Here is a 16,116-nt window from a genome sequence, read left to right as displayed (position 1 = left end):
AACAGGAAAAGAAAACGCGCGTCCTGTTTTCAAAACCGGGTCATGCGTCACGCTGTGATCCGCCGCGCGCGCATTGCGGGCGCGGCGTGATGCGACATACGCGTGATGCGACACAAAAGTGCGACGGATCCTTCCTATGGTCGACATCGTGACATCGAATCCTGAGCGTCACACCCGCCTTGTGTCAAGGTTGACAAGCCATGGGTCGCCGGGCCAAGCCGATCGGAAGAATTAAAGGAAACATCCCATGATCGAATTCTTCTTCGATTGCGCCAGTCCCTGGACCTATCTCGCCTTCCACAACATCCAGCCGCTGGCGAAAGAATTCGGTGAGCAGATTTCCTGGCGGCCGGTTCTGGTCGGCGGGATTTTCAATGCCGTCAATCCGGGCGTTTCCGCCGCGCGGGAAAATCCGGTGGCGGCGAAGGTCAACTACACGAAGAAGGATCTCGCGGATTGGGCACGACTGGCGGGGCTCACGATCAGGATGCCGCCGACCGTGTTTCCGGTGAACAGCGTCAAGGCCATGCGTGGCTGTCTATGGCTCGGCAATGACGCGATGGTGCCGTTCGCGAGGGCGGTGTTCGAAGCCTATTGGCGCGATGACAAGGACATCTCGCGGGAGCCGGTGCTGGCCGAGATCTGCAAATCGCTCGACATCGACCCTGAGAAGCTTTTGAACGGTATCGGGGATGAGGGCATCAAGAACGAACTCAAGGCCAATACCGACGAGGCGATCGCGCGCGGCGCGTTCGGATCGCCGACGATCTTCCTGAACAAGACCGACATGTACTTCGGCAACGACCGTCTGCCGCTGCTCCGCGAGGCGCTGCAACGAAAGAAGGCTGCGTAATGCGCGCGGCGCTTGTTATTCTTCCGCTTTCTTTGAAGCGAGATAGGAGCGGGCGCGCGTCACAAGTCGAATCTGCTCGGAGTTGTTAATTCGCATCGCCGCGACCAGTTCGACCACCTTCTCCGCCTCTTTCAATCTGGTTTCGGCGGCGATACGACGCCTGCCTTCGTTGCCGAGTTGCTCGCCGATGGATCGGTGGGATTGATCCAATGCATCCCATTCCGCCTTGGCGTTGCTTATCGCCTGAGCCTGGGATTCGATGAGGTCGGCGGCTTCCGCGCAAGCCTTCGCGGCATCCTTCACGACGACGCCGTGCCAAAGCTCGGTGAGGTTGCTCTGATAGCCGTCCCTGAGCATCTCGGCGTCTTGCCGCAACCGCTCCACCAGGTTCGTCACGTCGTCGGTTGAGGTCATGGGTGCATCTCCTGCATCGTTTCATTGCCGAGTGCACGCATTTGCAGAACGCGCGGGTCGTTTGCAATACCGCCATTGCATTTCCTCTCTAAGTGTCTGAAAAGAAAAGCGCGCGGGCATGGCGGAATCGGTAGACGAAGGGACTTGGAATCACCGCCCCCATGGCGAAACTGGTAGACGCAACAGACTTAAAATCTGTAGTCCCGTCAGGGACGTACCCGTTCGACTCGGGTTGGGGGCACCATTTGTGAACCGGCGCCGGCCCGCTCCGCCCGCAGGCGCGCCGGTGATAGCGAAAATCTGGAGACAGGATCAGGTGACCGATTATCGAGTCTACATCCTTAACGACAAAGGCCACATCCAGAGCGACACGCTCATCGTGTGCGATGACGACGCCCAGGCCATCGAAGCCGCGAAGAGATTGGTTGGCGTCCGTCATGTGGAAATGTGGGACGGGGAGCGTCTGGTCGGACGCTTCAAGACGACGCCTGACGGCTAGAGTCTGTTTCAACTGCGTTGAATCAGACTCGTCGCTTATTTTTTGTCAGAGCATGATCTTACCCGAAAACCGGTTTCCACTTTTCGGGATCATGCTCTAGTCGGCGGCCCTGATTCAGCCCGCGCCATTTATCGGGATAAGTTCGCATGACCCAGCATCAGCGCAATATCGTCACGCCGATCGATCCGGTGAAGCTGGATCGTCTGGCGGAAGTCGCGGTCAGGGTCGGCCTGCAACTTGCGCCGGGACAGGACCTTCTGATCACCGCGCCCGCGGTGGCGTTGCCGCTGGTCCGGCGGATCGCCGAACATGCCTACAAGGCGGGGGCGGGGCTGGTGACGCCGTTTTTCTCCGATGAAGACATCACGTTGTCGCGCTTCAGGTTCGGGACGGACGAGAGTTTCGATCGCGCCGCCGGATGGCTCTATGAGGGCATGGCGAAGGCGTTCGCCGCCAACACCGCGCGGCTCGCCATCGTCGGCGACAATCCGATGCTGCTGTCGGGCGAGGACGCGGCGAAAGTTGCCCGCGCCAACAAGGCGAACTCCATGGCCTACCAGCCGGCGCTTGAGAAGATCGTCGGCTTCGACGTCAACTGGAATATCGTCGCTTATCCGGGCGCGGCGTGGGCCAGCCTGATGTTTCCCGACGACAGCGCGGACGGCGCGGTGGCCAAGCTGGCGGACGCGATTTTTTCCGCCTCGCGCGTCGACGACGATGATCCGGTCGCGAACTGGACCGCGCACAATGCGGCGCTGCGCCAGTGGACCGACTGGCTCAACGGCCAGCGCTTCCATGCCTTGCATTACGCCGGCCCCGGCACCGACCTCACGGTCGGCCTGGCCGACGGTCATGAATGGGTGGGCGGCGCGTCCATGGCCAGGAATGGCATCATCTGCAATCCGAACATCCCGACCGAGGAGGTGTTCACGACGCCTCATGCCTTGCGGGTCGAAGGGCATGTCCGAAGCACCAAGCCGCTGTCGTATCAGGGCACGCTGATCGACGGCATCGCGGTGCGCTTCGAGCAGGGGCGGATCGTCGAGGCTCAGGCGTCGCGCGGCGCCGACGTGCTCAACAAGGTGCTGGATACGGACGAGGGTGCGCGGCGGCTCGGAGAGGTGGCGCTGGTGCCGCATTCCTCGCCGATTTCGAAGAGCGGGCTGTTGTTCTACAACACGCTGTTCGACGAAAACGCGGCGAGCCACATCGCGCTCGGTCAGTGCTATTCGAAGTGCTTCGTCGGCGGCGAGAAGCTGTCGCCGGAGCAGATCGCAGCGCAGGGCGGCAACAAGAGCTTCATTCATATCGACTGGATGATCGGGTCAGGCGAGACCGATATCGACGGCATACGCGGCGACGGCAGTCGTGTTCCCGTTTTCCGTAAGGGCGAGTGGGCGCAAGCCGCTCGCGCCTGATCGCCCGATCGGCCTCAATGCGGTCACGAGCCGGTGCTTTTTCGCAGTTTGCCGGGCGTATGGCCCGGCTTCGTCAATGGGGACCCATGCGGCACCGGACCGTGAATGACTTTCGTCTGCGGCTGCCCGTGTTCATTGCTTTGCTGATCATCGGCGGCGGTCTCGGCGGTTGCGCCAATCTCGGCGACGGGGCCGTCTCGGGCGCGTTCGTCGATCCCGCAGCGTATGATCTCTATGATTGCCCGCAGCTCGATGCGCAACGCAAATATCTGGCGACACGTACGGCGGAGTTGCAGGGGCTGATCGAAAAGGCTCATACCGGCGTCGCGGGGACCGCTGTCGCCGAGCTGGCGTATCGCAACGACTACATTACCACGCGCGCGTCGGCCAAACTTGCCGATGAGACGTGGCGGAAAAACAAGTGTGACCAGGCTTCGGCGGCGCAGGAGACGCCCGCAGGCGACCCCCGCAGGTGAAGCCTGCGTTGCACCGGGGCGCTCCGACAGCGCCGTTTATCGAGTTTGAGTCCGCCCGGTTCAGGGCCGCCAACTGTAGATCCAGTCCTGACGCGCCAGCATACGCCGTGGGCCCATCGCTCTGATCGCGAAGTCGCGCGCCGAGGCGGCGATGCCCCCGAGATGGTAGATACGTCCGTTCAGTTGCGCGGTTTCCTGCACCCGCGCGACGCGCGCGCGCCGCAGCCCGGCATAACGCGCCAGCGCGGACGCGGCGCTTTCGGCGTCTCCGTTCGCGGCTTCGCCGAGGCACCGCGCCAGAATCGCGGCATCCTCGATCGCCATGCCCGCACCCTGCGCGGCGAAGGGCAGCATCGCATGGGCGGCATCGCCGAGCAGAGTCGTGTTGTCGCGGTGCCACGCGGCCATCGGCGGAATCGTGAACAGCGCCCATTTGTGCCAGTGGCCGACCGCGTCGATCATCAGGCGCGCGGACTCGGGCCAGCTCGCTTGCGCGAACGCGCGTTGGATCTCCGCGGCATCTGCCGACGCGTTCCAGCCGGGCTCAGTCCAGCCGCCGGTAACGACGGCGACCAGGTTGATTCGGTGCCCTCCCGACATCGGATAGGTCACGAGATGAGCGCCCGGACCCATCCAGAGCTGTATGCGCGGCCCGGTCATGTCACGCGGGAGCCGTGCGGCCTCGACGGTCCCGCGCCAGGCGATCAGGCCGGAAAACAGCGCCGCTGCATTCGGAAAAAGCCGCCTGCGCAAGGTGGACCACACGCCGTCGGCGCCGATCAGCGCCCATGCGGTATCCCGTGAACCTGTCGTGCCGCCGCATACCCCGGCGTTCGCGCCGGTGGCGTACGCGGCCGCGTCTTCGACGTTGGCGCCGAGACGCAGTTCGATGCCGGGATGATCGCGGACCTGCTCCAGCAGCGCCGCCTGCAGATCGGCGCGATGCATCACCCAGTACGGCGCACCGGCGCGCGAGGCGGCGGCCTCGCCGAGCGGGAGGCGGCAGATCTCGCCGCCGCGCCTTGCGCTCATGATGCTGACGGCTTCCGGAACCAGCGCGCGGGCGGACAGCCGCTCGTGCAGGCCGAGTTCGATCAGGATACGCGTTGCATTTGGCGAAAGCTGCAGTCCCGCGCCGGCCTCTTCGAGGCGTTCGGCCGTTTCGATGATGAGGACGCGAAACCCTCTCGCCGCCAGCGCCAGCGCTGCCGTCAAGCCTCCGATTCCGGCGCCGGCGATGACGACTGTGCGTGACGTGCGCACAGGGTGGATCAGGCGGCCTTGTCCCTCACCACGCATTCGGGAGGACGGGCCTGTCCGGGACCGAGGTCGGCCGCGAAACGATACAGCGTCGAACAATAGGGGCAGATGATTTCGCCGTCGTCGCCGAGATCAAGAAAGACGTGCGGATGATCGAAGGGTGGATTGGCTCCGACGCACATGAATTCCCGCGAGCCGATTTCAATGACGGCGACGCCGGAATCGTTATGGAAGTGGGGAACGACGTGATCGGACATGCTTTCAACCTCAGGTCGTCGCGAGACATCGATACACCGATAACGACGACATCGCGCGGGCACCATACTTGCCGGCGCTTCGAATTCCTAGCGCGTAATCCGCAAAAGTGGATACCGGTTCTGCGATCAGAATATGCGCAAGTTCTTGATCGGGAGCATTTTTCTTCGCGCGAACCGGATACTACCTATCCGGAAGTGCTTGATAACAATCCTGCTTTCTGACTGCATCTGAAGCAAGGCTCTAGATTGTTGTTTTTACAGGCTCTTCTCGCGATCCCGCTTCTCGCCACGGGTCACTCGCGAGGACATGCTTCGCTCAAAAACGCCATCACTCGCTGGAACCCGATCTGGAAATTTGCCGGTTCGTTAGAGTCTGGTTCAACTGCGTTGAATCCGATTCAACCGCGTTGAATCAGACTCGTCGTTTATCTTTTTGTTCGAGCATGATCTTTTCCGAAAACCGATTTCCACTTTTCGGGATCATGCTCCAGCCATGCAAACTAGACACAATGCTTTCGTTTGAGGGAGCCCCTTTTTTGGCCGGACAAGCTGTGCTTGAAAAACGGCGTACCACCCTGGGCGTGCAACGAAGGGCTCGCCGCGATCGGGATTTTCAATGAGAGAGCGGCGAATTGGCAGCGCGATGACGGTGGCGGCAATCTGCGCGGCGGCGTTCGCCGTGCTGTTGCCACGCGCCACGGATGCCGGCGCCGTTCTGGTGGCCCAGGATGACCCCGTGCGGCTCGCTCTTCAGCTCGAATCCGTGCTTCGAAACGATCCTGCGCTGATCGGGCGCAACATCGAGGCGGCGCTGGCGGCGCAAGATCCGGATCTTGCCCATAGCTTCGTCGATCTTGCGAAGGCCAGGGGAATATCGATCCCCGGCGATTTAACTCAGCGCGTCACCGAGGCCGCTGAAGAAGAGAATTCCACCAAAGCCGTTGCAAGGCGATTCTTCTCCGGGCTGGTCACGGGTAATGCCGTCGATGGAGCCAGTCTTTCGGGCACGCTCGCCGGTGATCTTTGCGTATTCGGTGATGTCCGGGACATCGTGCGAGAGGGAAGCCATCTGGCGAAGGGCGAGGATACCGACCGGCTGTTGCTGGGGCTTGCTGTCGCAGGCGTCGCCGTGACCGGCGCAACCTTCGTGACCGTTGGCGGCGCTGCGCCGGCCCGGGTCGGGCTTACCCTGGTCAAGGATGCCCGCAAGGCCGGGCGGCTGGGCGAGGGCCTGAGCCGGTGGGCAGGTCGTTCGGCGCGCGAGATGGTCGACATGCGGCAACTGCAAAAGGCCCTCGCGGCGGGGTCGCTGGCGCAGCCGCGTCAGACGGCGGTCGCCATCAAGGCCGCGGTTCGCGCCGAGAAGGCTGGCGGACTGGTGCGCCTCGCCAAGGATGTCGGCCGCATCAGCGAGAAGACAGGGACGCGCGGTGCGCTCGACATCCTGCGGATCGCTCAGGGGCCGAAGGACGTGGCGCGCGCCGCCCGCCTTGCGAAAGCCACAGGCGGGCAGACCCGCGCGATCATCAAGATCCTGGGACGGGGGGCGCTGCTGCTCACCGCCGGTGCGTTCAATCTCACGATGTGGGTGTTCAGCGCCGCGCTGGCGCTGTTCGGTTTCCTGTCATCGATCAAGGCCGCGACCGAACGCATGACGCGCTCATCGCTGCAACGTTCAAGGGCCAGGCGTCTGCGGCGACTTTCCGCAGTGTCGTCGCCGGCGTAATCGTCTTACCGATCGCTGCTGGCCATCCCGTCTCCACCCCCCATCACGGAAGCGCTGATGCCGAGCTTTCATCACGGCGAAGTTGAGATCTCCTACCTCGACGAGGGCGAGGGCGATCCCGTCGTTCTCGTGCATGGCTTTGCGTCGAGCAAGAATGTGAACTGGGTGTATCCGACCTGGGTGTCGGAGTTGCGCAAGAGCGGCTTCCGAGTCATCGCTCTCGACAATCGCGGCCATGGCGATTCCACCAAGCTCTACGATCCCGAAGATTATCACATCGGCACGATGGCGAGCGACGTCACGGCGCTGATGGATCATCTCGGTGTCGCGCGCGCCGATATCATGGGGTATTCGCTCGGCGCCAGGATGACGGGAATCCTGGCACATACAAGGCCCGAGCGGGTACGCTCTGGAATCTTCGGCGGGCTTGGCGTCGGCCTGATCGAGGGCGGCGGTCCCGGTGAAAGCGTGGCGAGGGCGCTGGAGGCAGCCTCGCTCGACGACGTTACCGATCCCTTCGGCCGCACTTTCCGCGCGTTCGCCGATCAGACCCGTTCAGACCGTCGCGCGCTGGCGGCCTGCCTGCGCGGATCACGGCGGCTGATGACGGAAGCGGAAGCCGCGAGCATCAGCGTGCCGACGCTGATCGCGGTCGGCAGCAAGGACGAAATCGCAGGCTCTGCGCAGGCGTTGGCGAAGATCATCCCCGGCGCGCAAGTGCTGGATATTCCAAACCGCGACCACATGCGGGCGGTGGGCGACAAGGTCTATAAGGATGGCGTGCTGAAGTTTTTGTCACGCCGGCCGTAAGGCGGACCATGGCGGCCGGCGAGAAATCGCGCCGCCGCGATCAGCACGACGAAGGTCGCAACCCACACCATGCGCGCGCCGTAGCGGTCGTGGGGGCCTGATAAGACGCCGCAGATGAAGGCATTGCCGAGCAGCGCGACGGTAACCGTGGCGGCTAGAAGATCGACGTCGTCAAGCCGCCGGCGCCACAGCGCGGCGAGGGCGATTGCGGCCAGCAACAGCATCGAGGCGAGCGCGACGGGGACGTGGACCCAGTTGATAGCCGTGAATTTCATGTTCCAGTGCTGTTGCCGCGCGTCGCGCATGACCTTCACTTGTTCCGGCAGATAGCGCTCGATGATGCCGTAGGTGTGCGGTATCCATCCGGTATTGCCTTCGCCGGTGTCGACGCTCACCAGTTGCTCTGCCGTTGCTTCGACCGCGGCTTCAGCCTGCCAGAGCGGGTAGGCCACCAGCGCGTGCGTGGCGATGAACTCCATCTCCCCGTTCAGACCCTCGAAGCGGCCGAGCTTATCGAATATGCTGTCATTACCCCAAAGGAAGTCATCCGCCGTTGCCGGCAGTTGATCGCGATAGGGGCACAGCTTCAGCTTGATCTTGTCGCAGTGGTCGTTGAGATAGCGCGCCACGATGCCGTCCTGCATCATGCGCCCGAACGATACGGCCGCGCCGCCAGGCGTCCAGGTAAGCTGACCCGTCAACGCGAAGTTGGCGGCCAGCAGCATGGCCGCGCCGGTCACGATCGTCAGGGAACCCTGAACGAGGCCGCCGATCTGAAGCCTGGGGCCGAGCAACGGCTTGACAATCCATCCCGCGCAGCACAGGCCCAACAGAACGCCGAATGTCGCCGTGTGGCTTGCCGCCGCGAAGGCCGTAAACAGAAACAGCGAGATCTTCTCGGCGATCGAGAGCTTGCCGTTATGGACAACGAGGATATAGAGCGCGAGCACCGCCAGCCCCGCGAAAATGTCGGTCAGCAGCATGCTCGCGAGCCAGGGTAGCGCTGTGGCCGTGATCAGGATCAGGGCGATCGTGAGGAGCCGCAATGGCTGCGCCATGTTGAGCACGCGCAGGGTCAAATGCAGGATCCACAGCGTCAGCAGCGCCTGGCATGCCAGGTTGATCCAGAAGTAGGAGCCCTGGCCCAGATGAAGGTAGATGCCGTAGGCGTTCGAGCGGCTGATCTCGAGATGGCTCTCGTACCATCGCGCCAGATAGCCGCCGGTATCATGTTGAAGCAGCGGATAGCCGTTCCAGATCGCGGGGGCGAGCAGAAGAACGGGAATGATGGCAGCCGCGATCCAGGCCCAAGGTGCTTCCATGGAGCGCCTGTATAGGACTCGGGTGGAAATGGATTTTCCTCCGGTTGCGCGGCGCGCCGTTACGCCTATTGAGTGTCCGGCGTAAATGCATAATTTGCTTGAGGTAGTCGATCCGCTGGGGAGACCCCTCAAGGGTTCGGATCCTTAAGCAGGCTGAATGAATATTCGCTGAACGGCAAGGACAACGACCTCGCGCCATGTTAAACTGCGAGGCAGAATTCAAGGTTTCGAGACGACCATGGCGATCCAGCACGTCAATCCGCAGAACCCCAAATTCGCTGCGCTCGATCCCATATGGGATCGCGTCCGCAGCGAGGCCGAAGACATCGTTCGCCGCGAGCCTGAGCTGGCGTCCTTCATCTTTTCGGCCGTTCTTCATCATGATCGGCTCGAGGCTGCCGTGGTGCATCGTGTCGCGGAGCGGCTCGACCATTCGGCCCTGTCAGGCGACCTGATCCGCCAGACCTTCGACGAGGCGCTTCGCGACGATCCCGACATCGGCAACGCGTTTCGCGCCGATCTGGTGGCGGTGTATGACCGGGACCCCGCAACGTCGCGGTTCATCGATCCGCTGCTCTATTTCAAGGGTTTCCAGGCGATCCAGACCCACCGTCTTGCGTACTGGCTCTATCAGAAAGGCCGCAAGGATTTCGCCTATTACCTGCAAAGCCGCTCCTCGTCGGTATTTCAGGTGGATATCAATCCGGCAGCCAGGATCGGCCGCGGCATTTTTCTCGATCATGCCACCGGGTTCGTTGTTGGCGAAACCGCCGTTATTGAAGATGACGTGTCGATCCTGCATGGCGTGACGCTCGGCGGCACCGGCAAGGAGAACGAGGACCGCCATCCGAAGATCCGTCACGGCGTCATGATCGGCGCGGGCGCGAAAATCCTGGGCAATATCGAGGTCGGACATTGCGCGCGCATCGCGGCCGGATCAGTCGTCGTGAAACCGGTGCCGCACAATGTCACCGTCGCTGGCGTTCCAGCCAGGACGATCGGTCCGGCCGGCTGCTCGGAGCCCTCGCGCACCATGAATCAGATGCTGAACGCGACACTCGAAACATAAGCCTGCCAGGTTCTCCAGAGCATGATCCCGACCCGAAGGGCCGCGCCAGCGCAAAGTGGTGTCCGCTTTTCGGAATCATGCTCTATAGCGTTTTCGAGCGAAGCATGTCCTCGGGCTTGACCCGAGGATGGAATCCGGTTCGCGTGAAGAAAACGCGTCAAAACATAAGATTGAGTTCTTCACCGCTTCCATGAAGCGGTGAAGAACTTTAGAAGCCCCTGCGAACCCTCAACATCTGGAGATTGCCGTGAACGTTCAGGAAGTCAGGAAACTCGACGCCTACCTCAAGCGCGTGTTCGGCAACGCCAAGATTCGTGTGGTGCCACGTCCGAAGAAGGACGACTCGGCCGAGGTCTATATCGGCGAGGAGTTCATTGGCGTGCTGTTCGTCGATGATGAGGACGACGACCGCTCGTTTCAGTTTCAGATGGCCATTCTCGAGGAGGATCTGGCCGACGTCGGTTGAACCCGGAGAGCTTGACGGGCGATGGATGCCGGTTCGCGTGAACACAACGCGCCAACTAAAAACCGGGGGCTTTGCTTCTGGGCCTCGCGGGAGCGCGGCTCCGGAGTCTGTTCCAACTGCGTTAAATCAGACTTGTCGCTTATCTTTTTGTTTGAGCATGATCTTTTCCGAAAACCGGTTTCCACTTTGCGCTGGCGCGGCCCTTCGGGTCGGGATCATGCTCTAGTTCTGCACCGGGCGCACTTGTTGCGCGAGCCGCTCCATCGCTCCGGCAACGTCGCGCCACTTGGTCAGCCATTGCCTCGGAAAACGGAACGTCAGGTCGGCACCGCCGATTCGGCGTTCACTCAGGCACATGCCCGGCGTCATGGCCTCGCGCGTGCATCGCGCCGCCAGCGCTGGCGTCTGCGCGATGAACAGGTCCTCTCCCGCATAGGGCGTTCCGTCACGGAATGCGTGCATCGATAATCCGTCCTCGGACTGCGTGCGAGCCGTATCAAGGTAACGAGGGTAGATTGTCCGCACGAGGGCGTCCGGCGCCAGAGAATCGTGATGGGCGGCGATCGACAGGAAGATGCGGTCTAACGCCTGCGGTTCATCTTCGGCGCTTTCGGCGGTGACACGCCTTGGCGCGTCCGGGGTGGCCAGCGAGGGATAGAGGAAACTCAGATCGATGCGCTCCTGCGGTCCCGAATGCCTCTGAACTTTTACGCGGAAGGCGCGCTCCGGCACGTTGAACACGGTTTGGCCGATGCTGACCGGCAACCGCTTGTTGTCGCCAGATGCTTTGGGAGTCCAGGTTGGCCACAACAGATAGACGACTGCGGTGATCGAAGGCATCGCGATCACGGCGGCTGCGAGAAGGGGGATCAGGTGACTGGCGCGCGGTTTATGTGATCCGCGCGACCGACGCGGAGCGGACAGCAGCAAGGCCATGGGACGGACATTTCCGAGAGGACGAATCAGCCCGCGACTATGCCACGCAATATGAAGTTTTCATGCCGAAGGCATTTGCAGTCGCCGTGCAACTGTCGCGTTAACCTTTTCTTAAGGATAAGGTGGCGGGGCAGTCGGCATTTTGCGAATGAGGGGACGTCGTCGTCGTGAACGGATGTCCCTTTGATGTCGCCGGATGCGTTGAGTTCCTTCTTCTCCCTGTGCATCGGATTCGCCATCGCGGGGGCGCTTGCGAGCGGTTACCAGGCGTTCGTCAAACGGCCGGCCGGATTCGGATTGCTGCAGCAGGGGGTCGTCGCCCGGGCATTTGCCGCGGTGCCGTTCCTGGTCTTCGCGGCGCCTTTCATCATCATGCGCAACACACTTCGCGGACGACGCATCGAGCGCCGCCGTTTTGAATTCGTCATGATGGCGACGGTGATCGCCGGGTTCTGGAGCCTGATGTCCGGCACCTGCGTGGTGATGACGCTGCAGGCGGTCGGGTTGCTCGCCTGAGCGGCGCCGTGGCATTGTTTTCGTTGGTGGCGTGGATTGACATTCGTCAGCCGGCTCGCAGCGAGCGCGGGAAACGAATGGCGAATCCCAAACCTCCACTAGCAGGAGGCCGTCATGGCGATTTACGAACTCGATGGACAGGGACCGGACCTGCCTGAAAGCGGGCGCTATTTCATCGCCGAAACTTCCGCTGTGATCGGCAGGGTCCGTCTGCGCGAGAATGCGAGCGTGTGGTTTGGTGCGGTGCTGCGCGGGGATCATGAGTGGATCGAGGTTGGAGCGGGTTCCAACATTCAGGACGGCTGCACCTGTCACACTGACGAAGGGTTTCCGCTGACCATCGGCAGCGGCTGCACCATTGGCCATAACGTTATCCTGCATGGCTGCACCATCGAAGATGGTGCGCTGATCGGCATGGGTTCGATCGTGATGAACGGTGCGCGGGTTGGTCGTGGTTGTATCGTCGGCGCCGGCGCGCTCATCACCGAAGGCAAGCAGTTCCCGGAATATTCCCTCATTGTCGGTGCGCCCGCGCGCGCGATCCGCACGCTTGAGCCTTCCGAGATCGAGATGATGGGAAGCGGCGCGAAGTCCTACGCCGCGAACGGCCTGCGTTTCCAGAAGGGCCTGAAGCGAATTGGCTGATCCCGGCGGAGACTCAACGCTGGCGGTCGCAAAAAGCCGTGGTCGTCGCGTATCTCTTGGGTTAGAGGTGGGACTGTTAACAGGTTGGAGAACGTAGCGATGCGGGTGCTTCGATATGCGGGCGTTTTGACGTTTGTTCTCGCGGTTGCGTCCGGCAGCGTTATTCTGATCGAGGCCTCAGCTACGGCGGCGGCCCAAACCGCGGAGAAAACCATGACGACAGCATCGGGTTTGCAGATTACGGACACAAAGGTCGGGGAGGGTCCGTTGCCCCAGCCTGGCCAGATCTGCGTCATGCATTACACCGGCTGGCTCTACGAGAACGGCCAGAAGGGCAAGAAATTCGACAGTTCGGTGGATCGTAACGAACCCTTCGAGTTCCCGATCGGCAAGCGTCGCGTGATCGCGGGTTGGGATGAAGGCGTCGCGACCATGAAGGTCGGCGGCAAGCGTACGCTGATCATTCCGCCGGAACTCGGTTACGGTGCGCGCGGCGCAGGCGGCGTCATTCCGCCCAATGCAACGCTGATCTTTGACGTCGAGTTGCTTGGCCTGAAGGGTTGAGCTGGTGACGACCACCGCTTCACGCGGTGGCGCACTGATCGGCTCCAAAGCTGGACAGGAGCGGGATAGGAAAGAGTGTGGTGCGGTTTTCCGTCCGCATCCCGCTTCTGATTGAATCAGAAGCGAAGCTCTGGTTTTGATGCGTTTGCTTCACGCGAACCGGATTCCATCCTCGGGTCAAACCCGAGGACATGCTTCGCTCGAAAACACCATCATTCTCGTCAGCTTTCCAAAAAGGGGTGCGGCCAGCCTCTTGGGGGAAGGCTGGCCGCGCGCGAGCCGGTCTGGGGACGGGGAGGGGTATGACCGGGTCGCGGGTCTCGTTATTTGTTGTCTATCGAGAACTGGCCGTCGCGACCGCCGGATGGTTGTCATCCAGTGCGACCCAGATATCGGGGTCGCTTTGCGACTGCCTTTTCATGAAGCGATAGCCGGTCTTGGTCCAGGCCAGGACATTCTCATTCTGGTTGTCGAGAATGAACTCGCCCTTGTCGGTCTTTACGGTCAGGACGGCATGGCCATCGCCCTGCTTGTCGCGAACGACCGTGACCAGCAACGCTTCGCGCGGCCACCCGGCGTCGATCAGCATCTTGCGCTTCAAAAGGACGTAATCCTCGCAATCTCCATGGCCGTCGGTGGGAAGCGACCACTTTTCGACGACGCCCCAATGATCCTTATCCGTCATCGGCTTGACGGTTTTGTTGACCCAGCGGTTGACTTTCAGGAGATCCCGCCAGGCATCCTCGGTTAAGACGATGTCGCGCGGCTGTGTTGCGCCACGGTGGCACTCCTTCGGAGCGTCGTTGCAGAACTCAACCCAACCGATCGGAGCCCGTGTGGATTCGCCGAGATTTGCATAGAGCTTTTCTGCTTCCGCGGCGCCCGCCGATGTTGCTATTCCCCACAGGACGGCGCCTACGACCGCCAGTCCCACTCCCTGTCCCCTGTTGAGCATTGTGGCCCCCGTTTCTTGTTGGGACCACATTTCGCACAAAGAATTTGCGCCGGCGCTAAGTACTCGAAGTGTATTCGACGCAAATACAAGTCAAATTCGCAGCTAATTTGAATCAATACTTTAATCGAAATTGATTCAAATTTTAGCGATCGTCCTTGCTTCGGACTTTAGGCGTTAGCGATTGAATCCCGATGGAATCGGGGTTTTCCGGTCGAAACACGCCTGCCGTTAACCTTGGGGATCGCGGGTTTCTGCCGCGGCGGAAGCGGACGGCGGCGATCGGGGGAGTGATTTTTCGAGAACGGCCGTTTACCGGGCGGTGACGCTATCTACGAGAGCGTCTAAATGGGGTCATGAATGAACGCAGGCGAGAAGCCTCTTCCCGCAGGACCTTGAGAGCATCAGTAATTCCACTGGAGCTGGAATCTCAGGACATCAGCCTTGAACCGGTCATAGGGAGCGTTCGCCAGATCGGTGCGATTCATCCGGTGATAAACCGCTGTAAGCTCGATCTCTTTCGTGACCTGCCATTCCACGCCGAATTCCCAGTCATTGACGTAGTTTCTCGGGGCGTTGCGCTCGAATTTCTGGCCGCCCTCGAAGTGCTGCCATTTAACGAAGGGGAATAGCATTCCCCATTGTCCCGCGTTAAGCCGGTAGTTTGCGAGAACATAACCGCCGCTCAGCGACGATTCGGTGAGCATTGTCTGAGGTGGACCCGCTTGGTGAGACAGTTTGGCGGCCTGGCTAAGGTGGATCGGGTTCGTTTCTACGCCGCCAATTGCTCCGTCATTTCCGCCATAGCATGGACTTCGTCGGGCGTCCTGCCGGCGAAGGTCGAGTGCGGGCGTCGCCGGTTGTAATAGTCTATCCAGGAGCCGATGCCGCAGCGGGCTTGGCTTCCCGTTTCGAATGTGCTGAGGAAGACGCACTCATATTTGAGGCTGCGCCACAGTCGTTCGATGAAGACGTTGTCCATCCAGCGGCCGCGCCCGTCCATGGAGATGCGGATGCCGGCATCCTTCAGCGTCGTCGTGAAGGCGAAGCTAGTGAACTGCGAGCCTTGGTCGGTGTTGAAGATGTCGGGCCTGCCATGGCAGGCGATCGCCTCTTCGAGAGCGGCAACACAGAAGTCGGCATCCATCGTGTTCGACAACCGCCAGGCCAGGACCTTGCGGCTGAACCAGTCCATGATGGCCACGAGGTAAAGGAAGCCGCGCCGCATCGGGATATAGGTCACATCGGCACACCAAACGTGATCCGGCCGCTCGATCGCCAGGTGCCGCAGCAGGTAGGGATAGATGCGATGCTGCGGATGCGGCTCGCTGGTTCTCGGCGCCTGGTAGATCGGCGACAGACCGATCTTGCGCATCAGCCGCCGGACCCGCTTGCGACCCACGCACCAGCCCTGACGCCGCAGATGCCGGGCCATCTGCCGGGAGCCATACCAGGGCGTCTCCATGAAGGCCTCGTCGATGGTGCGCATCAGTTCGAGGTTCTCGGGCGTCTCGCCGGCGGGCTGTCGGTAGAACGACGCCCGCGAGATCGAGACCAGTTCGCACTGGCGGCGGATCGAGAGCCGGTTGTGATCGGGGTCAATCATCATTCTCCTCCGATCCAGGCTCAGCGATCGAAGGCCTTGGCCAAAAAATCCCGCTCAACGACAAGCTGGCCAATCTTGGCGTGCAGCTTGGTCACCTCGGCTTCCCGGCCGACCTGCGCATCAGCAGCCTTGTCGTCGAACGTCTTGGCCAGGTTCTCGATGGCCTGCCGTTTCCACTGCGTAATCTGGTTCGGATGAAGCTGGTGCTTTGTCGCCAGTTCCGAAATCGTCCGCTCGCCACGGATCGCCTCAAGCGCAACCTTGGCCTTGAACTCAGCCGTAAATCGTCTGCGTGTCTTCATACCGGATCGTCCTTTTCATCGGGCG

Annotated in this window: 19 protein-coding genes and 1 tRNA gene; 12 read left to right on the top strand and 8 right to left on the bottom strand. The window is 61.5% G+C overall.

The genetic code is table 11. The features are described 5' to 3' along the window. Positions 1-247: 247 nt before the first annotated feature. The gene (locus ACMYR2_RS12110; RefSeq protein ID WP_347263161.1) at positions 248-853 is read left to right on the top strand and encodes a 2-hydroxychromene-2-carboxylate isomerase; all 606 of its coding nucleotides are present in this window, start codon (positions 248-250) and stop codon (positions 851-853) included. 15 nt (positions 854-868) lie between these two features. Here the strand turns inward: ACMYR2_RS12110 and ACMYR2_RS12105 are convergent, their stop codons facing one another. Continuing rightward, entirely contained in the window at positions 869-1,267 is a 399-nt protein-coding gene (locus ACMYR2_RS12105; protein WP_347263162.1) for a hypothetical protein, read from the bottom strand. 155 nt (positions 1,268-1,422) lie between these two features. Between ACMYR2_RS12105 and ACMYR2_RS12100 the strand changes: the two genes are divergently transcribed. The 4 genes from ACMYR2_RS12100 (at position 1,423) to ACMYR2_RS12085 (ending at position 3,660) form a co-directional block, all read left to right on the top strand. Further along, a tRNA-Leu gene (locus ACMYR2_RS12100) sits at positions 1,423-1,511 on the top strand. Between the two features lie 72 nt (positions 1,512-1,583). Further along, positions 1,584-1,766: a hypothetical protein gene (locus tag ACMYR2_RS12095; RefSeq protein WP_347263163.1), complete on the top strand. Its 183-nt coding sequence runs from the start codon at positions 1,584-1,586 to the stop codon at positions 1,764-1,766. 146 nt (positions 1,767-1,912) lie between these two features. Then, a complete protein-coding gene (locus tag ACMYR2_RS12090) occupies positions 1,913-3,184 on the top strand; it encodes an aminopeptidase (protein WP_347263164.1) in 1,272 nt (423 codons plus the stop codon). A gap of 101 nt (positions 3,185-3,285) precedes the next feature. Continuing rightward, entirely contained in the window at positions 3,286-3,660 is a 375-nt protein-coding gene (locus ACMYR2_RS12085; RefSeq protein WP_416192998.1) for a twin-arginine translocation pathway signal, read from the top strand. A gap of 60 nt (positions 3,661-3,720) precedes the next feature. Here the strand turns inward: ACMYR2_RS12085 and ACMYR2_RS12080 are convergent, their stop codons facing one another. Together ACMYR2_RS12080 and ACMYR2_RS12075 are read right to left on the bottom strand one after the other, a co-directional pair. After that, on the bottom strand, positions 3,721-4,923 hold the full coding sequence (locus ACMYR2_RS12080; RefSeq protein ID WP_347263197.1) for an FAD-dependent monooxygenase: 1,203 nt from the start codon (positions 4,921-4,923) through the stop codon (positions 3,721-3,723). An 8-nt stretch (positions 4,924-4,931) separates the two neighbouring features. Continuing rightward, complete coding sequence (locus tag ACMYR2_RS12075) at positions 4,932-5,177, bottom strand: zinc-finger domain-containing protein (RefSeq protein ID WP_347263165.1); 246 nt, start codon at positions 5,175-5,177, stop codon at positions 4,932-4,934. Between the two features lie 616 nt (positions 5,178-5,793). On the opposite strand from ACMYR2_RS12075, the gene ACMYR2_RS12070 reads away from it, so the two are divergent. Together ACMYR2_RS12070 and ACMYR2_RS12065 are read left to right on the top strand one after the other, a co-directional pair. After that, the gene (locus tag ACMYR2_RS12070; protein WP_347263166.1) at positions 5,794-6,903 is read left to right on the top strand and encodes a hypothetical protein; all 1,110 of its coding nucleotides are present in this window, start codon (positions 5,794-5,796) and stop codon (positions 6,901-6,903) included. A gap of 57 nt (positions 6,904-6,960) precedes the next feature. Continuing rightward, positions 6,961-7,713, top strand: a complete 753-nt coding sequence (locus tag ACMYR2_RS12065) for an alpha/beta hydrolase (protein ID WP_347263167.1) — start codon at positions 6,961-6,963, stop codon at positions 7,711-7,713. On the opposite strand, the gene ACMYR2_RS12060 is transcribed toward ACMYR2_RS12065, so the two are convergent. Beyond that, entirely contained in the window at positions 7,671-9,035 is a 1,365-nt protein-coding gene (locus ACMYR2_RS12060; RefSeq protein WP_416192997.1) for a hypothetical protein, read from the bottom strand. The genes ACMYR2_RS12065 and ACMYR2_RS12060 overlap by 43 nt on opposite strands. Before the next feature lie 238 nt (positions 9,036-9,273). On the opposite strand from ACMYR2_RS12060, the gene cysE reads away from it, so the two are divergent. Together cysE and ACMYR2_RS12050 are read left to right on the top strand one after the other, a co-directional pair. Next, complete coding sequence (gene cysE, locus ACMYR2_RS12055) at positions 9,274-10,104, top strand: serine O-acetyltransferase (RefSeq protein WP_347263169.1); 831 nt, start codon at positions 9,274-9,276, stop codon at positions 10,102-10,104. Positions 10,105-10,351: 247 nt separating this feature from the next. Next, entirely contained in the window at positions 10,352-10,570 is a 219-nt protein-coding gene (locus tag ACMYR2_RS12050) for a DUF3126 family protein (RefSeq protein WP_011315398.1), read from the top strand. A 222-nt stretch (positions 10,571-10,792) separates the two neighbouring features. Here ACMYR2_RS12050 and ACMYR2_RS12045 read toward each other — a convergent pair whose 3' ends face one another. Then, positions 10,793-11,506: a hypothetical protein gene (locus ACMYR2_RS12045; protein WP_347263170.1), complete on the bottom strand. Its 714-nt coding sequence runs from the start codon at positions 11,504-11,506 to the stop codon at positions 10,793-10,795. A 186-nt stretch (positions 11,507-11,692) separates the two neighbouring features. Between ACMYR2_RS12045 and ACMYR2_RS12040 the strand changes: the two genes are divergently transcribed. The 3 genes from ACMYR2_RS12040 to ACMYR2_RS12030 all read left to right on the top strand — a co-directional run bounded on the left by ACMYR2_RS12040 (position 11,693) and on the right by ACMYR2_RS12030 (position 13,231). Continuing rightward, positions 11,693-12,022, top strand: coding sequence for a DUF6949 family protein (locus ACMYR2_RS12040; protein WP_347263171.1), 330 nt, complete (start codon positions 11,693-11,695; stop codon positions 12,020-12,022). Between the two features lie 114 nt (positions 12,023-12,136). Beyond that, the gene (locus ACMYR2_RS12035) at positions 12,137-12,667 is read left to right on the top strand and encodes a gamma carbonic anhydrase family protein (RefSeq protein ID WP_416192996.1); all 531 of its coding nucleotides are present in this window, start codon (positions 12,137-12,139) and stop codon (positions 12,665-12,667) included. Positions 12,668-12,766: 99 nt separating this feature from the next. Next, a complete protein-coding gene (locus ACMYR2_RS12030; protein WP_347263173.1) occupies positions 12,767-13,231 on the top strand; it encodes an FKBP-type peptidyl-prolyl cis-trans isomerase in 465 nt (154 codons plus the stop codon). A 334-nt stretch (positions 13,232-13,565) separates the two neighbouring features. Here ACMYR2_RS12030 and ACMYR2_RS12025 read toward each other — a convergent pair whose 3' ends face one another. From ACMYR2_RS12025 to ACMYR2_RS12015, 3 genes are all read right to left on the bottom strand, one after another. Continuing rightward, positions 13,566-14,186 (bottom strand): transglutaminase-like cysteine peptidase, encoded by a 621-nt coding sequence (locus ACMYR2_RS12025; RefSeq protein ID WP_416192995.1) that lies wholly within the window; start codon positions 14,184-14,186, stop codon positions 13,566-13,568. A gap of 401 nt (positions 14,187-14,587) precedes the next feature. Continuing rightward, complete coding sequence (locus tag ACMYR2_RS12020; RefSeq protein ID WP_416192994.1) at positions 14,588-14,890, bottom strand: porin; 303 nt, start codon at positions 14,888-14,890, stop codon at positions 14,588-14,590. 65 nt (positions 14,891-14,955) lie between these two features. Next, positions 14,956-16,091, bottom strand: a protein-coding gene (locus tag ACMYR2_RS12015) for an IS3 family transposase (RefSeq protein ID WP_416192834.1) whose coding sequence is annotated in 2 segments (ribosomal slippage) — positions 14,956-15,821 and positions 15,821-16,091 — 1,137 coding nt in all. Because the reading frame shifts where the segments join, the coding sequence is not laid out codon by codon here. Between the last annotated feature and the right edge of the window lie 25 nt (positions 16,092-16,116).

Source organism: Nitrobacter sp. TKz-YC01, assembly GCF_047824785.1.
Classification (GTDB): domain Bacteria; phylum Pseudomonadota; class Alphaproteobacteria; order Rhizobiales; family Xanthobacteraceae; genus Nitrobacter.
The sequence above is the reverse complement of the archived record's forward strand: the minus strand, read 5'-3'. Positions and strand labels throughout refer to the sequence as shown.